18 protein-coding genes are annotated in these 19,359 nt (G+C 47.4%); 17 read left to right on the top strand and 1 reads right to left on the bottom strand.

Annotation, left to right across the window (positions count from 1 at the left end):
• Nucleotides 1–241: 241 nt before the first annotated feature.
• From ABIE27_RS29015 to pssA, 8 genes are all read left to right on the top strand, one after another.
• Complete coding sequence (locus tag ABIE27_RS29015) at nt 242–1,426, top strand: GNAT family N-acetyltransferase (protein ID WP_123067447.1); 1,185 nt, start codon at nt 242–244, stop codon at nt 1,424–1,426.
• Between the two features lie 501 nt (nt 1,427–1,927).
• On the top strand, nt 1,928–2,389 hold the full coding sequence (locus tag ABIE27_RS29020; protein WP_090924702.1) for a CtsR family transcriptional regulator: 462 nt from the start codon (nt 1,928–1,930) through the stop codon (nt 2,387–2,389).
• Between the two features lie 31 nt (nt 2,390–2,420).
• A complete protein-coding gene (locus tag ABIE27_RS29025; protein WP_090924701.1) occupies nt 2,421–2,939 on the top strand; it encodes a UvrB/UvrC motif-containing protein in 519 nt (172 codons plus the stop codon).
• 28 nt (nt 2,940–2,967) lie between these two features.
• Entirely contained in the window at nt 2,968–4,038 is a 1,071-nt protein-coding gene (locus ABIE27_RS29030; RefSeq protein ID WP_123067449.1) for a protein arginine kinase, read from the top strand.
• 195 nt (nt 4,039–4,233) lie between these two features.
• Nucleotides 4,234–6,696: an ATP-dependent Clp protease ATP-binding subunit gene (locus ABIE27_RS29035; RefSeq protein WP_123067450.1), complete on the top strand. Its 2,463-nt coding sequence runs from the start codon at nt 4,234–4,236 to the stop codon at nt 6,694–6,696.
• Between the two features lie 287 nt (nt 6,697–6,983).
• Nucleotides 6,984–8,351, top strand: coding sequence for a DNA repair protein RadA (radA, locus tag ABIE27_RS29040; protein ID WP_123067451.1), 1,368 nt, complete (start codon nt 6,984–6,986; stop codon nt 8,349–8,351).
• Nucleotides 8,352–8,364: 13 nt separating this feature from the next.
• Entirely contained in the window at nt 8,365–9,441 is a 1,077-nt protein-coding gene (gene disA, locus ABIE27_RS29045) for a DNA integrity scanning diadenylate cyclase DisA (RefSeq protein ID WP_123067452.1), read from the top strand.
• Between the two features lie 41 nt (nt 9,442–9,482).
• Nucleotides 9,483–10,214, top strand: coding sequence for a CDP-diacylglycerol--serine O-phosphatidyltransferase (pssA, locus tag ABIE27_RS29050; RefSeq protein WP_429352088.1), 732 nt, complete (start codon nt 9,483–9,485; stop codon nt 10,212–10,214).
• A gap of 154 nt (nt 10,215–10,368) precedes the next feature.
• Here pssA and ABIE27_RS29055 read toward each other — a convergent pair whose 3' ends face one another.
• Complete coding sequence (locus ABIE27_RS29055) at nt 10,369–10,764, bottom strand: DUF1573 domain-containing protein (protein WP_090924695.1); 396 nt, start codon at nt 10,762–10,764, stop codon at nt 10,369–10,371.
• A 173-nt stretch (nt 10,765–10,937) separates the two neighbouring features.
• Between ABIE27_RS29055 and ABIE27_RS29060 the strand changes: the two genes are divergently transcribed.
• From ABIE27_RS29060 to ABIE27_RS29100, 9 genes are all read left to right on the top strand, one after another.
• Nucleotides 10,938–12,023, top strand: coding sequence for a PIN/TRAM domain-containing protein (locus ABIE27_RS29060; protein WP_123067454.1), 1,086 nt, complete (start codon nt 10,938–10,940; stop codon nt 12,021–12,023).
• A gap of 102 nt (nt 12,024–12,125) precedes the next feature.
• Nucleotides 12,126–12,818: a 2-C-methyl-D-erythritol 4-phosphate cytidylyltransferase gene (ispD, locus tag ABIE27_RS29065; RefSeq protein WP_429352089.1), complete on the top strand. Its 693-nt coding sequence runs from the start codon at nt 12,126–12,128 to the stop codon at nt 12,816–12,818.
• A complete protein-coding gene (gene ispF, locus ABIE27_RS29070) occupies nt 12,815–13,291 on the top strand; it encodes a 2-C-methyl-D-erythritol 2,4-cyclodiphosphate synthase (protein ID WP_123067456.1) in 477 nt (158 codons plus the stop codon). Before ispD ends, ispF begins: the two co-directional genes overlap by 4 nt.
• A gap of 33 nt (nt 13,292–13,324) precedes the next feature.
• On the top strand, nt 13,325–14,779 hold the full coding sequence (gltX, locus tag ABIE27_RS29075; protein WP_429352090.1) for a glutamate--tRNA ligase: 1,455 nt from the start codon (nt 13,325–13,327) through the stop codon (nt 14,777–14,779).
• A 529-nt stretch (nt 14,780–15,308) separates the two neighbouring features.
• Nucleotides 15,309–15,962 carry a serine O-acetyltransferase gene (cysE, locus tag ABIE27_RS29080; protein ID WP_090924690.1) on the top strand — a complete coding sequence of 218 codons (654 nt, stop codon included), beginning with the start codon at nt 15,309–15,311 and terminating at the stop codon, nt 15,960–15,962.
• A gap of 65 nt (nt 15,963–16,027) precedes the next feature.
• Entirely contained in the window at nt 16,028–17,428 is a 1,401-nt protein-coding gene (cysS, locus tag ABIE27_RS29085; protein ID WP_123067242.1) for a cysteine--tRNA ligase, read from the top strand.
• A complete protein-coding gene (locus tag ABIE27_RS29090) occupies nt 17,425–17,946 on the top strand; it encodes a Mini-ribonuclease 3 (protein WP_429352091.1) in 522 nt (173 codons plus the stop codon). The genes cysS and ABIE27_RS29090 overlap by 4 nt, the downstream gene beginning before the upstream one ends.
• Before the next feature lie 51 nt (nt 17,947–17,997).
• A complete protein-coding gene (gene rlmB / locus ABIE27_RS29095; protein WP_123067243.1) occupies nt 17,998–18,744 on the top strand; it encodes a 23S rRNA (guanosine(2251)-2'-O)-methyltransferase RlmB in 747 nt (248 codons plus the stop codon).
• Between the two features lie 5 nt (nt 18,745–18,749).
• Nucleotides 18,750–19,271 carry an NYN domain-containing protein gene (locus ABIE27_RS29100; protein ID WP_123067244.1) on the top strand — a complete coding sequence of 174 codons (522 nt, stop codon included), beginning with the start codon at nt 18,750–18,752 and terminating at the stop codon, nt 19,269–19,271.
• The last annotated feature ends 88 nt before the right edge of the window (nt 19,272–19,359 follow it).

Here is a 19,359-nt window from a genome sequence, read left to right on the forward strand (position 1 = left end):
GCGCCGATGGTACTTGGACCGCAGGGTCCTGGGAGAGTAGGACGCCGCCAAGCAAAGAACCACTGCCGATGATGTTCGGTGGTGGTTTTTATTTTATATTTATGATTCAGGAGATGTGAATGTTACATCTCTTGTTTGACTTTAAAGGGAACCTCTGAGACACTCAACTGTAAGAAAAGGGTTCAAGCGGCCCTTTGTACAGAAAGGACTTACATTAGAAGAAAAAGAGGTGCAGGTTAATATGGAAATTCGCAAATTAACGATCGACGATTATGAGGCGTGTATGGCGCTTTCCGAGTATGCATTTCAATTTAAATTAACAGAGGATCAGTTGGAGAAGCGTCGCCGGGATTTTGCTAGGCATAATGTATTGGGTGTTTATGCGGACGGTCAGGTTGGAGCCAAACTTCAGATTATTCCTTTTCAGACGTATATCCACGGAAGGTCTTTTGAAATGGGTGGAATTGCAGGTGTAGCCACTTGGCCGGAGTACAGACGTAAGGGATGGGTAGCAGGGTTGCTGAAATACGCACTAGAAGAAATGAATCGGAATAAACAAAGTGTATCTTTCCTGCATCCGTTTTCGTTTTCCTTTTATCGAAAGTATGGCTGGGAAACCTATGTTGAATATAAGAAATACAGATTGTCTACAGCAGAGCTGCCGGCCAAGCAGCTGACACCAGGCACGATCAAACGTGGAAATGCTGAGCTTGTCGAATTGAAGCAGGTGTATGATGCTTATGCATCGCGCTATAATGGGACTATGAATCGTGATGATACGTGGTGGGAACATTCAGTTTATGTCAAAAAAGGTAGCCAGCGAGCTGTTTACTATGATGAAGCAGGAGCACCGCAAGGTTATATATTCTACGAAGTCAAGGAAAGTAAATTCACCATTGGAGAAATGATTCATCTGAATGAAGAAGCGAGACAAGGGCTGTGGACGTTCATTGCCAATCACGATTCCATGATTGATGAAGTAACTTTACAAGCACCTGCAAGTGACTTGCTTTCATTTCAACTGGACAATCCACGAATTGGGCAAGAGGTAGTGCCTTACTTTATGGCAAGAATTGTGAGCGTGGAGCAGTTTATTTCGCAGTACCCTTTTGCAAGTCAGGACTCACCCTTACAGATTTGGCTTGAAGTTGAAGATTCACACGCTCCATGGAACGAAGGCGTATGGGAATTAAACGTGGCTATGAACGGAACCGCTTCAATATGGAAAAAGGCTAAATCCGATGATGAGGGTTCGCTGAATCAGCCGATTCGTCTTAGTATTCAATCCCTCTCAGCCGTGTTAATGGGTTATCGCAGACCGGCAGAGTTGGCACAGATCGGTAGAATGGAAGGGCCGGTGAGCGCAATCCAAGCGCTGGAAAAGGCAGTTCCGGAGCGTGAAACCTACTTGCTTGATTTCTTTTGAGCAACAGTCCATATCGAAAACGACTTCATTCGAACAGATACGAAGCGTAATTGGAAGCAATCAGAACTTCTCCCGATGTCCGGGAGAGGTTTTTTTGTGTCAGGCGAATATTTCGTGTAAAATCGTAAAAAATGAATAGTGCCCCCACTTGGCAAAACAGTAAAATATGCTATAATGTATATAAAGTCAAAGAAAGTCAAAGTCAACTCAAGGTTAAATCCGCATGATTCTAATTTTGAATATGTGCTATTTATTTTTACCTGCGATATGATTTTAAGCTTTCTTACTGCTCTCTGATGAAAAGGACCGTAAGTTGGAACATGTCATTGGAAGATCAAGGGGATATTCAAGGACCTTCGTGCTTCCTTTGTTCCCCTGTTTAACACTTAAGATAGCAAGATTCGCTGTTTCTCTGAGTGGTTAAATGGGTGGAGAAGGTGTACTCTGTGGGGGCGTGTGGTCCTTATTGACTTAACGTTTCAGACAGTGGAGGATGATTGGATGCGTAATATCTCTGATATTATTGAACGATATCTGAAGGGTATTTTGCATGAAAGTCCCGAAGGAATGATTGAAATTCAGCGTAATGATCTGGCAGATCAGTTTTCATGTGTACCTTCCCAGATCAATTATGTCATCAGCACTCGTTTCACTCTTGAAAAAGGGTATCTCGTCGAGAGTAAACGTGGGGGTGGTGGGTATGTTCGTATACAACGCATTGAATTACCTGCCCAATCCGCCCTGCACAACCATCTGCATCACAGTATTGGTGACGAGATTGGACAGACTGCTGCGGAAGGCTTGATTTATCAACTGGAAGAAGCGCGTTTCTTAAGTAAGCGGGAAGCCGGGTTGATGCGTGCGGCTGTGTCGAGAGAGGTTCTTATGGTCAAACTTCCTTACCGGGATCAAATTCGTGCCAGAATGTTGAAGGCAATGCTAATATCTTTGCTCGGTAAATGAAAACTATCGGGATCAAAGGAGGTACATCTATATGCTGTGCCAAGAATGTAATAAACGTCCGGCTACACTTCATTTCACTAAAATTGTAAATGGAGAGAAGACGGAATTCCATATTTGTGAATCATGCGCCCGTGAGAAGGGGGAGATGATTCCTGGAACAGCAGGAGGATTTTCCATTCACAACCTGCTATCAGGAATACTTGATTTTGATCCGGCAGGCAAAAGTTCAGGTGCTGCTCCTGCTAAAACGCTACAATGTGAAGAATGTGGCATGACGTATGCCCAGTTCAGCAAAGTTGGCCGTTTTGGCTGTAGCTCCTGTTATAAATACTTTGACAGCCGTCTGGACCCTTTGTTCAAGCGAGTGCATGGTAGTACATCGCATGTAGGTAAAGTTCCTGCCAGAGCAGGCGGGCGTATTAAGGTGAAACGGCAAATTGCCGATCTGAAGCAAAATCTGCAGCAGAGCATTGCTCAAGAAGAGTTCGAAGAGGCCGCTCAGATTCGTGACCAGATTCGGGAACTTGAAAAAGAAATAGCTCAAGAGTAAAGTTTGTCATAAGTAGGAGGGAAGCATGATGCCTAATCTGCGTTTTACAGAGAAGGCGCTCAGTGACTGGATGCGCAGTGAAGCTGCCGATTCAGAGATCGTGATCAGCAGCCGTGTCCGGATTGCGCGTAACCTTCAGCATATCCCGTTTCCAATGCTGGCTTCGGATGAGCAATCGGAAGAGGTGCTGAATAAGCTGAGCGAAGTACTTCAGTACGATGACGTACACGCCTTTGGTGATTTTACTACACTCGATCTGATCGATATTGACGAACTCGACAAGCGTGTGCTGGTGGAAAAACATCTGATTAGTCCGAGTCTGGCGAATGAATCGACCAACGGAGCCGTGATCCTTAGTGAGGATGAATCAGTAAGCATTATGATTAATGAGGAGGATCATCTGCGTATCCAGTGCCTCTATCCGGGGTTCCAAGTGAAAGAAGCTTGGGAGAAAGCTTCCGCTATAGATGATGCTTTTGAAGCGCACGTGGATTATGCGTTTGATGATCGAAGAGGGTATCTGACCAGTTGCCCAACGAATGTTGGGACGGGTGTCAGGGCATCTGTTATGATGCACCTTCCCGCATTGGTCATGACACAGCAGATCGGCCGTATTCTCAGTGCCGTGTCCCAAGTGGGATTAACGGTTCGAGGGATTTATGGAGAGGGTAGCGAGGCGATGGGCAACTTGTTCCAGATTTCCAATCAGATTACACTTGGACAGACGGAGCAAGAAGTGATCGATAACCTCCACGGTGTTGTTTTACAGATGATTGGTCATGAGCGTACCGCAAGAGAACGGCTCATTACCGATTCCAGACTGCGTATTACGGATCGAGTGATGCGTTCCTACGGGATTTTGTCCCATGCAGCGATTGTAGACACGAAGGAAGCGGCGCAACGTTTGTCGGATGTGCGGCTTGGCTTAGATCTTGGGTTGTTGGAAGGATTATCGATTCCAGTGATGAATGAGTTGAATGTGATGACTCAGCCAGGATTTTTACAAAAAACGTTTGGGGATATGCGTACGGATGAGCGTGACATCTACCGTGCTCAGTTAATTCGTGATACCATCAATGCAACTAAAAGTTCTGGGTAAACCTTCCTTGATCATGACTATGGGTTTCATGCCGCATCTGCGGCTTTTATATAATAAGGTTTCCATCTAGAATGAAGTTACCAATGATTTTATTCGCAGCATGGCTGCAAACAAAAGTGATATGAAGAATACGAAGGGGTATCCGATTCGAATGGAATCCCTCGTTTTATCCAAAACCATGGAGGTGCAGGAGATATGATGTTTGGAAGATTTACGGAACGGGCCCAAAAGGTGCTCGCACTCGCGCAGGAAGAAGCTGTCCGTCTCGGTCACAATAACATCGGTACGGAGCATATTTTGCTCGGCCTCATTCGTGAAGGTGAAGGCATTGCTGCCAAAGCACTGATCGGCCTGGGACTCGGATTGGAAAAAATTCAGGATGAAGTAGAAACGCTGATTGGCCGTGGCCAAGAGCAACCTACGAACATTGCATATACGCCACGTGCGAAAAAAGTAATTGAATTGTCGATGGATGAGGCCCGTAAACTCGGTCACACCTATGTTGGCACAGAACATATTCTTCTCGGATTGATCCGTGAAGGTGAAGGGGTTGCGGCACGTGTGCTCAATAACCTTGGCATCAGCTTGAACAAAGCGCGTCAGCAAGTACTGCAATTGCTTGGTAGCAGTGAAGCTGTTTCCAGCCACAACGGCACACCTGCCAATGTGAGCACACCAACACTGGACAGCCTCGCTCGTGATTTGACGGCCTATGCCAGAGAGAATAACCTTGACCCGGTTATTGGCCGTAGCAAGGAAATTGAGCGTGTTATTCAGGTATTGAGTCGTCGTACCAAAAATAACCCGGTATTGATCGGTGAACCGGGTGTAGGTAAAACAGCAATTGCTGAGGGGCTTGCCCAGAAAATTATTGCAAACGAAATTCCCGAAACATTGCGTGATAAACGTGTAATGACACTGGATATGGGTTCGGTTGTTGCTGGAACCAAATATCGCGGTGAGTTCGAGGATCGATTGAAAAAAATCATGGATGAAATTCGCCAGGCGGGCAACATTGTCCTGTTCATTGATGAGCTGCACACACTGATTGGTGCAGGTGGCGCAGAAGGCGCGATTGATGCATCGAACATTTTGAAACCAGCTCTTGCTCGGGGTGAATTGCAGTGCATCGGTGCAACAACACTGGATGAGTACCGCAAATATATCGAGAAGGATGCTGCGCTAGAGCGTCGTTTCCAACCGATTACAGTAGATCAACCATCACCGGAAGAAGCTATTCAAATTTTGCATGGTCTGCGTGATCGTTACGAAGCGCATCACCGTGTGAAAATTACGGATGAAGCGATTGTGCAAGCCGTCAAATTGTCGGATCGTTATATCACAGATCGTTTCTTGCCGGACAAAGCGATCGACTTGATCGATGAAGCAGGATCAAAAGTAAGATTGAACTCCTATACGATTCCGCCAAACCTGAAACAATTGGAGAGCCGTCTGGAAGATATCCGTAAGGAAAAAGACGCCGCGGTTCAGAGTCAAGAGTTCGAGAAGGCAGCGGCACTGCGTGATACGGAACAAAAAATTCGTGAAGAGCTCGATACAACGAAAAATCAATGGAAAGAAAAGCAAGGCCGTACCGATTCCGAAGTCACTCCAGAGGATATCGCTCAAGTCGTAGCCAACTGGACAGGAATTCCGGTGAACAAGCTGAAAGAAGAAGAGACACAACGTTTGATGACTTTGGAGTCCATTCTTCATGAACGTGTAATCGGTCAGGATGAAGCAGTTAAATCGGTCAGCCGTGCCGTTCGCCGTGCACGTGCAGGACTTAAAGATCCGAAACGTCCGATGGGTTCATTCATCTTCCTTGGTCCAACCGGTGTAGGTAAAACCGAGCTGGCTCGTGCACTCGCTGAAGCGATGTTTGGTGATGAAAATGCCGTAATCCGGATTGATATGTCCGAGTATGGTGAGAAACACTCCACGGCACGACTGGTTGGAGCGCCTCCAGGTTATGTTGGATATGAAGAAGGCGGTCAGTTGACAGAGAAAGTTCGTCGCAAACCGTACTCCGTGGTCCTGTTGGATGAAGTGGAAAAAGCTCACCCAGAAGTATTCAACATTTTGCTGCAAGTGCTTGAGGATGGTCGTCTGACGGATTCCAAAGGCCGTGTTGTTGACTTCCGTAATACACTAATCATCCTGACATCCAACGTGGGTGCAGAAGCGATCAAACGTAATTCCACTCTTGGCTTCACAGCTGTGGTGGATGCAGGAGCAGATTACGATAATATGAAGGGCAAAGTGATGGATGAGCTGAAGAAAAGCTTCCGTCCTGAGTTCTTGAACCGGATCGATGAAATCATCGTATTCCACTCTCTCGAAGAGAAACACATCGCTGAGATTGTAACTCTTATGAGCGAGGATCTACGCAAACGTCTTAATGAATACGAGGTTGATTTTGAACTCACAGATAACGCTAAAGCCTTCTTGGCGAAAGCTGGCTTTGATCCTGCTTACGGTGCACGCCCACTTCGCCGGGCAATCCAGAAGCACATTGAAGATAAATTGTCTGAAGAGTTGCTTACAGGTAATGTGACCAAAGGGGATTCCTTACTCATCGACGAAGAGAATGGTGCATTGTCTGTAACGAAAAAGGAAGCAGTAGTTCCATCCAATGAGGAGATTGAAACGAAATAAATGTGACGTATGTGGCTGAATGAATTCAGGTAGACGCATATGTAGAACTTCCCTGGCTTTGGCCGGGGAGGTTTTTTCGTATGTGCGGGTATATAAAGGGGATGTGTGAAGATTTGATTGAGATGAAGCGATGTTGATGAGGAACATGTGTAAAGTTTGCGATAATCCTTTACGAAAAATCTCAAACAATGGTAAACTTTTAGTAACCCTGTATGTCAGGGCAATGAGTAAATTTTGTCGAATAATGCAAAATGCTGCTAAAATAAAAAATCAATAGGAGTGCTGAAGTGGCCAAAGTAAAAACCAAGTTTCAATGTACGGAATGTGGCTATGAAGCCCCCAAATGGTACGGAAAATGTCCTGGCTGTCAGTCCTGGAATTCGATGATAGAGGAAACTGAAACGGTAGTCAAAACACAAGGGAGAAATTCTCCTCTGTTTGACAGTAAAGATAAACCGCTTCCTATCATAGATATAGATAGCGGTCAGGAGCCGCGTGTACAGACTGGAATTGGGGAACTGAACCGTGTATTGGGCGGCGGCATTGTGCCAGGTTCGCTAGTTCTGGTGGGGGGCGACCCGGGGATTGGAAAATCAACGTTGATGTTACAGACGTCTCATGCGCTGACTCATTCGGGGTTGCGAGTGTTATACGTGTCCGGAGAAGAATCTGTGAAACAAACAAAATTGCGCGCAGACCGCCTCGGTGCACTGTCGCCGGAATTGTATGTGCTGTGTGAAACCAATATGGAACGGGTAGAGGAAGCGGTGGATCAGATCCAGCCGCATTTTCTTGTCATCGACTCCATTCAGACAGTCTATCTGCCCGAAGTTACCAGTGCACCAGGAAGCGTAGCACAGGTAAGGGAATGTACGTCCAGGTTTATGCGGATTGCCAAAGGACGGGGCATTGCAACGGTTCTTGTAGGGCATGTTACCAAAGAAGGTGCCATTGCCGGACCGCGTATGCTGGAGCATATGGTGGACTGTGTGCTTTATTTCGAAGGAGAGCGGCATCATACGTATCGTCTCCTTCGTGCGGTGAAGAACCGTTTCGGTTCCACTAACGAGATTGGCATATTTGAAATGGGGGAAGATGGTCTTCGGGAAGTCGGTAATCCCTCCGAGTTATTTTTATCTGAACGTCCGCTTGGGGTAGCTGGGTCTACCGTTGTGGCGAGTATGGAGGGTACACGGCCATTGCTGGTGGAGTTGCAGGCCTTGATTTCCACGACACACTTCCCTTCTCCTCGGAGGATGGCAACAGGTATCGATCATCATCGGCTAAATTTGATTATAGCGGTTCTTGAAAAACGCATGGGTATGTTCCTGCAGACACAGGATGCCTATCTGAACGTAGCTGGCGGGGTAAGGCTGGATGAGCCCGCGGTCGATCTGGCTGTGGCCGTTAGTATTGCCTCCAGCTTGAGAGATGTGCCAACCAAGCCGGATGATGTCATCTTTGGCGAGATTGGCCTCACCGGTGAAGTTCGTGCCGTATCCAGGGCAGAACAACGTGTGAAAGAAGCCGCGAAGCTGGGCTTCAAACGAGTTATTTTACCAGAAAAAAGCTTAAAGGGCTGGAAACATCCTCGCGGGATACAACTGATCGGTGTGAATACCGTGGCAGATGCACTAGCGGTTGCTTTAGATTAGGGGGCATAACAAGATGAAGGATTCAAGCCAACTGGACAATATGAATGATTTGTTAAGGCTGATCGCACCAGGTACACCTTTCCGCGAAGGTCTGGAAAATGTGCTGCGCGCCAAGACGGGCGCACTGCTTGTTGTAGGATACAGCCCTGAAGTAATGGAAGTAGTGGATGGGGGATTTTCGATTAACTGTGATTTCTCCCCGAACTACCTGTATGAGCTTGCCAAAATGGACGGAGCCATTATTCTGAGTGAGGATTTGAAGCGGATTTTGTATGCCAACACACAACTGATTCCAGACTCATCCATCTCTTCCTCAGAGACGGGCATTCGTCACCGGACCGCAGAGCGAGTGGCAAAACAAACCGGTAAGCTGGTGGTTTCCATCTCACAGCGCCGGAACATTATTACCCTGTACCAGGGAACCCTTCGATATTCGCTTAAGGAAATCGGGGTTATTTTGACCAAAGCCAATCAGGCTATTCAAACGCTCGAGAAGTATAAAGCCGTCTTGAAACAATCTCTTACGAATCTGAGTGCTTCCGAATTTGAGGAACTCGTTACGATTCCCGAGGTGGTTAACGTTATTCAGCGTACTGAAATGGTGCTGCGGATCAAAACCGAGATTGAACGATACATCGATGAGCTAGGTAATGAAGGAAGGCTCATTTCGATGCAAATGGAAGAACTCGTGGGTACTACAGAGGAAGAAGCGTGGTTGCTGTATAAAGACTATGCTCGTGATGACAGTGATGACAAGATTCGTGAAATTATCTTGGGCTTAAAAAGGTTGTCGGACGATGAATTGCTTGATGCACATCATATTGTACGATTGCTTGGTTACCCTTCATCTGCGGCAACTTCTGAAGATTCGGTTGCCCCACGCGGATATCGGGTATTAAATAAGATCCCTCGTCTGCCTAATGTGATTATTCATAACCTGGTGGATCAGTTTGAGCAATTACCTCATGTCATCATGGCAACGATTGAAGAACTCGATGAAGTGGACGGTATTGGTGAGGTTCGTGCCCGTACCATCAAGGAAGGTCTCAAACGTCTGCAAGAGCAGATGTTTATTGACAGACAGATGTAGAGATCGTTTATAACGGCTTTTAATGGATGAGGTGAAACAACATGTTAACCAGATTCATTCCAAATCTTTTTACCTTAGGTAATCTGTTTCTGGGTATGCTGGCCATTTTGCTGGCGATTAACGGAAAGTACAGCTCGGCCGCGATTATGGTTATCGTTGCAATGCTGCTCGACGGTCTGGATGGACGGGTGGCAAGAGCGCTGAATGCACAAAGTGAATTCGGCAAGGAGCTTGATTCCCTATCGGATATGGTTTCGTTTGGTGCGGCGCCTGCATTGATTATTTTTATGGTGTCCTTCCAAGATTCCATGCCGATCTTTGCCTGGATCGCTACGGCCGCTTTTCCGATCTGTGGTGCGATTCGTTTGGCGAGATTTAACGTTCGTCCAGGCATTCCGGGGTATTTTACAGGCTTGCCTATTCCTGCTGCCGGTGGTGTGCTGGCAACGCTCTCCCTATTTCACAAGGATATTGGGCCCATCAGCATGATGATTGCTACGTTACTGTTGTCTTATCTGATGGTCAGCTCACTGAAATATCCCAATTTCAAAAAAGTCGGACTGCCTCGCAAGGCGATCTGGATCGCCCCGTGGGTTGTGTTGCTTGCGGTTGCGCTGGCTGTTCTTTTCCCGGACCAACTCTCCAAGCTGATTTTTATTCCACTTGTGTTATATGCCCTATATGGCATGAGACACAGTGTGAGAACTGCTGCTTCTCGTAATCGTGCCAAAAAACGCAAGGACAGGAAATCATCGCGTTCTTCCGATAATTAGAAAGGGTAGGGTACTTAAGTACCCGCCACTCGGCAAAATCTAATACCCTAATGAGTTCGAAAATATAAAAAGCACGTACATTTCCTAAAAAGGAGTGTACGTGCTTTTTGTTTGTATTCTTTGATCTATGACCAAGTAACGAAAGACGGATTAGCTAAGACAGATTAAACATCCCAAGCGTCGAACATTTCTGTGATTCGTGATTCACGACCTCTTCCATGTTGATGTCCAGCAGATTGCAGAGTGCAGACATATAGAACAGGTTCCGCCCCAACTCGGAGCTGATCACCTCTTTGCAATTCTCACACAATTCACCTTCCACATGCGTTTCCAGCAGGCCCTTGGCTTGAGAGATATCACTCTCGGGGGCGTATTTCTGTTTGGTGGCGTGCAGCTCAATGCAGCCGCATTCGGTAATGGCTTTGGACACAGCGCGGTTAACAGAGGCTCCGGCTTGTCCCGTTTTGGACAGTACATCAATCAGGCTGCGATGGCGCAGCAACAGTTCGGAAACTTGATCCTGAAAAGCCTGTAAACTTAGCGTACTCATTTTGCCACTCACCTCGGGATATGAATTGAATTCATTATATGCCAATAAAAGTATTACTTTCAACTGACGAATGCAAGATTTCCAAAAACTTCATGCTGACGCGATTAGCTTTTCAATAATTGGATCATACTGGATATGAAAATGAAGAAAGATTTGAGGAGGTGCAGGAACTCATGTGGAGAAAAGGCATTTTAACTTTTACTGGATTGTGCGGCGCATGGTTCGGCTACACGGCTTATCATCTGGCAGGCAAGTCCATTCCTTGGATGGCTGAATGGATTCAATCAGCAGGACTGCTGGGTGCAGGCGTATCAACACTGCTGGGAGCAGTACTGTTCATGTCCGTATGTACGATCGGCGGAACAATGATGGCAAACCGTTTGAACAGTGGTATTGATTCTTTAGCAAGAATTCCTATGAATGAGCTAGCTGCTGGCGCGGCAGGTATCTTGGCTGGACTACTCGCAGCATTACTGCTGTATCCTTGTCTGGCTTGGCTCGGAACCGCAGGAGAGGTGCTGCAAGTGGCCCTCACGGTGGTTGCTGCATATTCGGGTTACAGCTTGGCTATGGCCAAGAAAGACGATCTGGCGGCATTCTGGAAGTCAGGACGGTGGGGGCACCCTGAGCCCGAAGAGCAGCGAAGAATGGAAGAACATAAAATTTTGGACACCAGCGTCATTATTGATGGCAGAATCGCAGATATCTGCAAGACCGGATTTATCGAAGGCACGATTGTTATCCCAGAATTTGTACTGGAAGAGTTGCAGCATATTGCAGATTCATCGGATCTGCTCAAGCGTAACCGCGGGCGCCGTGGACTGGACATTTTGAACAAAATCCAGAAGGAGCTTGATGTACAGGTGTTGATCTACGAAGGCGATTTTGAGGAAATCTCCGAGGTAGACAGCAAACTGGTCAAGCTTGCTAAAGTATTGCAAGGCAAAGTTGTCACCAACGACTTTAACCTGAATAAGGTCTGTGAGCTCCAGGGGGTATCCGTGCTCAACATCAATGATTTGGCGAACGCGGTGAAACCAGTTGTACTTCCGGGGGAAGAGATTATGGTGCAGATTATCAAGGACGGCAAGGAGCATGGACAAGGCGTAGCTTATCTGGATGATGGAACGATGATTGTGGTGGAAGGCGGGCGCGAGTATATCGGCATGATGATGGAAGTTCTCGTGACCAGCGTATTGCAGACGTCTGCGGGTCGAATGATTTTTGCCAAGCCGAAACTGTTGGAAAAAGCCCAATAAAAGCGGTATGATGGGTAGTGTATCGTTGTACGATGATGGATATCGAAGCAGATATGAATTGTTGCCCAGCGATAAACTGACAGACAAGGCAGGGATTGCGGCATGGATAAAGGGTGGGGCGTTGTCATTGTGTCGGCAGGCCGGGGGACCCGAATGGGAACGACCGAGAGCAAACAATTTTTGCTGCTACAGGACAAGCCCGTTTTCATACATACGCTTGAAGTATTTGCGGCTTTGGACGAGATCCGTGAGATCATTCTGGTTACAGGTGCTGCTGATGTTGAACGATGCCTGAAATGGGTAAAAGAACACCAGTTGGATTCGCGTGTCCGCGTAATCCCCGGAGGGAAAGAGAGACAGCATTCGGTCCATGAAGGCCTTAAGGCGCTTGGCACGGATGGGGTACTTGTTCACGACGGGGTACGTCCTTTTGTGACCCGTGAGCAGATCAGAGAATGTATGGCCGCATCCGCATCAGGTGAGGGCGCTGTTCTCGCTGTGCCGGTGAAGGATACGATTAAACAAGTTAATGCGGAAGGTATCGTTACAGCGACGCCGGATCGCAGCAGTCTGTGGAGCATTCAAACCCCGCAGGCTTTTCGTCTTTCTTCCCTGCTGGAAGCATACGAATCTGCGGAACGTGATGGGTTTCTGGGGACGGATGATGCCATGCTGGCTGAGCGCCAGGGAATGTCGGTTAAGGTTGTGAAAGGCAGTTATACCAACATTAAACTAACGACACCGGAAGATTTACAGTATGCCGCGTTTTGGCTTGAGGGAGAGAAGAAGCGATGATACGTGTAGGACAAGGATTTGACGTGCACCAGTTGGTTGAAGGTAGACCGTGTATTATTGGCGGGGTAACAATTCCTTATGAAAAAGGGCTGCTGGGTCACTCGGACGCAGACGTGCTGCTGCATGCGATCAGCGATGCTATTCTTGGCGCGCTGGCACTTGGGGATATCGGCAAGCATTTCCCGGACACCGATCCGGAATTCAAGGATGCTGACAGCTTGAAATTACTCGAGCACGTATGGCAACTTGTGAAGGATCGTGGTTATAAGCTTGGTAATATCGATTCAACGATTATTGCCCAGAAGCCTAAGATGGCACCGTATATCCCGCAGATGGCTGAGGTAATTGCCAAAGCACTGGAAGCGGAAGTGACACAAGTGAACGTGAAGGCAACGACAACCGAGCAACTGGGGTTTCCTGGACGGGGAGAGGGAATTGCAGCCCAATCCGTTGTATGCCTGGTACGTGTGTGATATTATCAATCAATTAGAGACGGAGGGGATCATATGAGCACAGAAATTCGGGTGCGCTACGCACCAAGCCCAACGGGACACCTGCATATCGGGAACGCTCGCACGGCGCTGTTTAACTACTTGTATGCCAAACATAATAACGGAAAATTTATCATTCGTATCGAAGATACGGACGTAAAACGGAACATTGCGGGCGGAGAAGAAAGTCAGCTGAAATACTTGAAATGGCTCGGCATCGAGTGGGATGAGAGTATTGATGTAGGCGGAGACTACGGGCCGTACCGTCAGACGGAGCGTCTGGATCTGTATCGCAGATACACGCAAGAACTGCTGGACAAAGGTCTGGCTTATCGTTGTTACTGCACGGAAGAAGAACTCGAACAGGAGCGCGAAGAGCAGTCGGCCCGTGGAGAGACCCCGCGTTACTCCGGCAAACATCGTGACCTGACACCAGAGCAGATTGAGGCATTTGAAGCGGAAGGCCGCGTGGCGAGCATTCGTTTCCGTGTACCGGCAGACCGCACTTATACATTCAACGATATGGTTAAAGGCACAATCTCGTTCAACAGCAAGGAATCAGGCGACTTTGTCATTGTGAAAAAGGACGGCATTCCCACGTACAACTATGCCGTTGCCGTGGACGATCACTTGATGAAGATCTCCCATGTATTGCGCGGGGAAGATCATATCTCCAATACGCCACGTCAGCTGATGATCTATGAAGCGCTCGGCTGGGAGCCGCCGCAATTCGGTCATATGACGCTGATCGTGAACGAAAATCACAAAAAACTGAGTAAACGCGATGAATCCGTGATTCAGTTTATTGAGCAATATGATCAACTCGGCTATCTGCCAGAAGCAATGTTTAACTTCATCTCCCTGCTTGGCTGGTCCCCAGAAGGAGAAGAAGAAATCTTCTCACAAGAGCAGTTGATCTCCATCTTTGATACGAAGCGTCTATCCAAGAGCCCGGCCGTATTCGATACACATAAGCTGGCGCACTTGAATAACCATTACATCAAAAATGCGGACCCTGCACGAGTTGCCGAGATGGCTATTCCGCATCTGCAAAAAGCAGGACGTCTCCCTGCGGAGCTGTCATCTGAACAAAAAGAGTGGGCATATACGCTCGTACATCTCTATCAGGAGCAAATGAATGCGGCATCCGATATCGTAGAACTGTCGGAAGTGTTCTTCCGTTCCGAAGTTGAACTGGAAAGCGAAGGCGCTGCGGTGCTTGCTGAAGAGCAGGTTCCAACCGTATTGAAGGCATTTGCGGATAAAGTGCAGGCAAGTGACGAATTTACGCCGAGTAAAATGGCTGCATTGATCAAGGAAGTGCAGAAGGAAACAGGCTTCAAGGGCAAACAGCTCTTTATGCCAATCCGTGTTGCTTTGACTGGACAGACACATGGACGTGATCTCAATCAGACCATTGTGCTACTGGGCCGCGATACTGTCACCCAGCGTTTGCTGGCACGAGTGTAACTATCTATCCATTAGTTCAACCTATGTAATTGGATTCTGCCGGTTGTCAGTGAGAAGGCTTTTCGCTATAATAGCAACACAAGGTTGAATTGTCATAATACGTTCATATAGAACAGCAAAGACCGGGAGAAGTAAGCTGATTTGGACAGATCCAGAGAGGATGGCCCCACACATGTACAGAGATTATATCTGTTCAAATGAGTGGTGGCTGCAAGCCATCCACTGTCCAGCAGTCTGAAATGCACCCGTGAGCTGCACCGTCGAATCCGGCCCCGCTTCTATTCATAGAATAGAGGAAAACGTCAGGATAGATGGCGACGACTGGTTCCCGTTACCGAGCCGCCAGAGGGTTCATTCATTTTATTCAAGAATGAGGAATGAGCCAAGCAGAGTGGGACCGCGACTAACGCCTCTGCAGCTTCGTGCTGCAGGGGCGTTTTTTGTTTATGCGAGTGCGCAAGTATACTACCAAGGAACACGCCGTCCGGCGAACCCGGAGGACGAGAACCGGAACAAGAGGGGAACGAGCATGTTCAAAAAGATCAGATCCGATATCCAGACGGTCTTTGAAAATGATCCGGCCGCCCGGAGTTGGTTTGAAGTCGTATTTACGTATTCAGGGCTGCATGCCATATGGGCCCATCGATTTGCTCACAATCTATACAAACGAAGATGGTACTCGCTTGCCCGGTTCGTATCACAGGTTAGTCGGTTTATGACAGGGATAGAGATTCATCCTGGAGCTACGATTGGGGAACGTTTGTTCATTGACCACGGGATGGGCGTTGTTATTGGAGAAACCTGTGAGATTGGTGACGATGTCGTGATCTATCAGGGGGTAACTCTTGGCGGAACAGGGAAAGAAAAAGGAAAGAGACACCCCACGATTGGTAATAATGTGGTTATCTCATCTGGTGCAAAGGTGCTGGGATCATTTCGTGTTGGGGATCAAAGCAACATCGGAGCAAACTCCGTTGTACTGAAAGAAGTCCCTGCAAATAGCACGGTGGTAGGGATTCCAGGTAGAATCGTCAAACAGGATGGACGGAGGGTGGATCGTCTTAATCAACAATTGCCCGATCCGGTCATTGATTCATTGCGCAGCATGCAGCGCGAGATTGAACGGCTGCAGGAAGAAGTGCGAACTTTGCAAAATACGCGAGAATCTGAGAAATGCACATAACTCCATCGATCAACATAAACCATGGAATCAAGTAAAAGTAGTTTAGAACGAAAGGAAAAGTGACTATGACGCTTCAGATTTATAATACGATGAGTCGCACCAAAGAGGAGTTTGTTCCGCAAGAGCCTGGCAAAGTGAAAATGTATGTATGCGGACCAACCGTTTATGACTACATTCATATCGGCAATGCACGTCCGGTGATCTTTTTCGACACAGTTCGTGGATATCTGGAGCAGACCGGACATGAAGTGAATTATGTCGTGAACTTCACCGATGTCGATGACAAACTGATTCGCAAAGCAGAGCAACTGGGCACCGACGTTCCGCATGTGGCTGAAACATTTATTGCCGCTTATTACGCGGATCTGGAAGGACTCGGGATTCCTAAAGCCAGCAGTAATCCACGGGTAACAGAGAATATGCCGCTTATTATCGATTTTATCGGTGAACTCGTTGAAAAAGGTTTCGCATATGAAAATGGCGGTGACGTATATTATCGAACAGGAAAGTTCGAAAAATACGGTCAATTGTCGAAACAGAACCTGCAGGAGTTGCAATTCGGTATTCGGATCGGTGTAGATGAACGGAAGGAACATCCGGAAGATTTTGTGCTTTGGAAAGCGGCCAAACCAGGCGAGATTTTCTGGTCCAGCCCTTGGGGAGACGGTCGTCCAGGCTGGCATATTGAGTGCTCTGCCATGGCGAGAGAATACCTTGGCGACACGCTTGATATTCACGGGGGAGGACAGGATTTGCAGTTCCCTCACCATGAATGCGAATGCGCGCAGTCTGAGGCAATCACAGGTTCACCTTTGGCGAATTACTGGATGCATAACGGTTTTATTCGTATTGATAACGAAAAAATGTCGAAATCTCTCGGTAACGGTGTTCTGGTAAAAGATCTGCGTAATCAGTACAAACGTGAAGCGATTCGTTACTTTATGTTGTCTACCCATTATCGTAACCCGCTAAATTTCACGGAAGATACGATGGAACAGGCGCAAAACAGTGTGGATCGGATTGCGAATGCAGTAGGTAACCTGAAACATCGCCTAGGAGCTGTGTCTGTTAATCAGGAGCTTACACCGGAATTTTCAGCAAGACTAGACCAGATTCGACAGCAATATCATGAAAAAATGCAGGATGATTTTAATACACCGGATGCAATCACGGCGTTGTTCGAGTGGGCTGCGGAAGCGAACCAGTTGTTGCAGCAAGATGTGGTCAATGCCGCTGAAATTCAGGCACTGCTTGAGCTGTTCGGAGAACTCAATGCTGTGCTTCGAATCTACACGGACGTTGAACCAGAGCTTCTGGATGAGGACATTGAACGCTTGATCCAGGAGCGTGTGGAGGCACGTAAGTCGAAGAACTGGGCTCGTGCAGATGAAATTCGTGATGAACTATCTGCTCAAGGGATTCTGCTGGAGGATACCGCACAGGGAATGAGATGGCGGCGCAAATGAGTGAAGAAAAAGAGAATGTTTTGTCTGGTTCTGTCGAGCGGGGTGAACAGGCCGAGCAACGTGTAATTAATAATCAGGTTAATGAACTGGAGGGGGGATGGTTTCCTTATCCACCTTCCAGACCTGCACGATTGATTCCGCCAATCGCACTGGCTTACATCGGTGATGCGGTATATGAGGTTGCCGTGAGACAGTATCTGTTATCCAAAGCGAACATGCGTCCTAACCATCTGCACCGCAGTGCAACCAAACTGGTATCTGCCAAAGCACAAAGCCGCATACTGACAAGTATTGAGGCTGAACTGACAGAAGAAGAGCAGGATGTGGTGCGGCAAGGGCGGAATGCCAAATCGGGCAGTGTTCCCAAAAATGCAGATGTGCTGGAGTACAGACATGCAACGGCGTTTGAATGTCTGATCGGTTATCTGTATAGCAGTAGTCAGCATGATCGCATGATTCAACTGATCGGGCTGGGCATTGAGATGGCGGAGCAAGCATCTGCATCAACGTCAAAATAGCTTCAGGGTTGAAATATATATAATAAGCAATACAGAGAGGAACGAATGAGGATGGAAGAAGAATGGATTGCCGGTAAACACTCCGTAACGGAGGCGTTGCGATCAGGCCGGACCATTAATAAAATATGGATTGCTGATACGGCTCAGAAACATTTGACGCAACCGATTATTGCGGAAGCCAAAAAACAAGGGATTGTCATTCAGCATGTGGACAAGCGCAAGCTGGATCAGACGGTTCCTGGTATCCAACATCAAGGTGTAGTTGCTCAGGCAGCACCTTATGCCTATGCTGAGGTTGAAGATATTCTGGAAGCAGCCAAATCTAAAAATGAACATCCGTTTTTAATTTTGCTGGATGAGATTGAAGACCCTCATAATTTGGGTTCCATCTTGCGTACAGCGGATTGCACAGGAGCTCACGGCGTCATTGTTCCTAAACGGCGTTCAGCCTCTGTCACTGCAACGGTGTCTAAGACATCGGCAGGTGCAGCAGAGTATGTTCCAGTCGCTCGTGTAAGCAATCTGGCGCAGACAATTGATCGTTTGAAGGAAGAAGGCGTATGGGTTGTAGGTACGGATGTTACCGCGCGTGAAGGTGTATTTGGCAATGGGGTATTTACAGGGCCGGTTGCACTCGTCATCGGGAATGAAAATAAAGGTATGGGACGACTTATTCGCGAGAAATGCGATGTGCTGGTTAAATTGCCTATGCAAGGTCAGATTAATTCCCTGAATGCCTCTGTGGCAGCTGGTGTTGTTATGTATGAGGTGCTTCGTGCTCGCCAAGAGCAGGAATAGATGATATGGCTGATTCCCGTGATGTGCTTCTTGTAGACGGGTATAACATGATTGGCGGCTGGCCGGAATTATCCAAACTAGCCGAAAGTGGGTTGGAAGAGGCGCGGAATAGGCTACTCTTCCGGCTTGCGGACTATCAGGCTTTCTCCGGTCGCCGAGTCATTGTTGTGTTTGACGCCTACCTTGTGCCAGGACTCGGTAAATCCTTTACACAGAGCAAAGTTCAAGTTCATTTTACGAAGGAAAAAGAGACGGCAGACGAATGTATCGAGAGACTCGTTCGGGAACTAAGCATGCGAAGACGCCAAATCTATGTAGCAACCAGCGATATGGTAGAGCAACATGTCATCTTTGGACAGGGAGCACTGCGTATATCTGCCAGAGAACTGCTGATTGAAGTGGAACAAAATGAAAAAGAATTGCAACAACGGGTTGCAGAGGATCGGGCAAGATCGACACGGAATACAATCGGGGGCAAATTAAGCCCGGATGTATTAAAGCAATTTGAACGCTGGAGAAGAGGCTGACAGCGGGTTTCTTACAAATTTTACAATATTGAAACTATTGACAATTATGTTATAGCTATTCTTTTTTAGGGATGCCGTGGTTGACGGT

It is taken from the genome of Paenibacillus sp. 4624, from assembly GCF_050435065.1.
In the GTDB taxonomy this organism is placed as follows: domain Bacteria; phylum Bacillota; class Bacilli; order Paenibacillales; family Paenibacillaceae; genus Paenibacillus; species Paenibacillus amylolyticus_D.

What these genes read in the sequence shown, in the direction of transcription:
- ABIE27_RS29015 (WP_123067447.1), top strand. Translation starts at nt 242, where the DNA reads ATGGAAATTCGCAAATTAACGATCGACGATTATGAGGCGTGTATGGCG.
- ABIE27_RS29020 (WP_090924702.1), top strand. Translation starts at nt 1,928, where the DNA reads ATGCGTAATATCTCTGATATTATTGAACGATATCTGAAGGGTATTTTG.
- ABIE27_RS29025 (WP_090924701.1), top strand. Translation starts at nt 2,421, where the DNA reads ATGCTGTGCCAAGAATGTAATAAACGTCCGGCTACACTTCATTTCACT.
- ABIE27_RS29030 (WP_123067449.1), top strand. Translation starts at nt 2,968, where the DNA reads ATGCCTAATCTGCGTTTTACAGAGAAGGCGCTCAGTGACTGGATGCGC.
- ABIE27_RS29035 (WP_123067450.1), top strand. Translation starts at nt 4,234, where the DNA reads ATGATGTTTGGAAGATTTACGGAACGGGCCCAAAAGGTGCTCGCACTC.
- disA (WP_123067452.1), top strand. Translation starts at nt 8,365, where the DNA reads ATGAAGGATTCAAGCCAACTGGACAATATGAATGATTTGTTAAGGCTG.
- pssA (WP_429352088.1), top strand. Translation starts at nt 9,483, where the DNA reads ATGTTAACCAGATTCATTCCAAATCTTTTTACCTTAGGTAATCTGTTT.
- ABIE27_RS29055 (WP_090924695.1), bottom strand. Translation starts at nt 10,764, where the DNA reads ATGAGTACGCTAAGTTTACAGGCTTTTCAGGATCAAGTTTCCGAACTG.
- ABIE27_RS29060 (WP_123067454.1), top strand. Translation starts at nt 10,938, where the DNA reads ATGTGGAGAAAAGGCATTTTAACTTTTACTGGATTGTGCGGCGCATGG.
- ispD (WP_429352089.1), top strand. Translation starts at nt 12,126, where the DNA reads ATGGATAAAGGGTGGGGCGTTGTCATTGTGTCGGCAGGCCGGGGGACC.
- ispF (WP_123067456.1), top strand. Translation starts at nt 12,815, where the DNA reads ATGATACGTGTAGGACAAGGATTTGACGTGCACCAGTTGGTTGAAGGT.
- gltX (WP_429352090.1), top strand. Translation starts at nt 13,325, where the DNA reads ATGAGCACAGAAATTCGGGTGCGCTACGCACCAAGCCCAACGGGACAC.
- cysE (WP_090924690.1), top strand. Translation starts at nt 15,309, where the DNA reads ATGTTCAAAAAGATCAGATCCGATATCCAGACGGTCTTTGAAAATGAT.
- cysS (WP_123067242.1), top strand. Translation starts at nt 16,028, where the DNA reads ATGACGCTTCAGATTTATAATACGATGAGTCGCACCAAAGAGGAGTTT.
- ABIE27_RS29090 (WP_429352091.1), top strand. Translation starts at nt 17,425, where the DNA reads ATGAGTGAAGAAAAAGAGAATGTTTTGTCTGGTTCTGTCGAGCGGGGT.
- rlmB (WP_123067243.1), top strand. Translation starts at nt 17,998, where the DNA reads ATGGAAGAAGAATGGATTGCCGGTAAACACTCCGTAACGGAGGCGTTG.
- ABIE27_RS29100 (WP_123067244.1), top strand. Translation starts at nt 18,750, where the DNA reads ATGGCTGATTCCCGTGATGTGCTTCTTGTAGACGGGTATAACATGATT.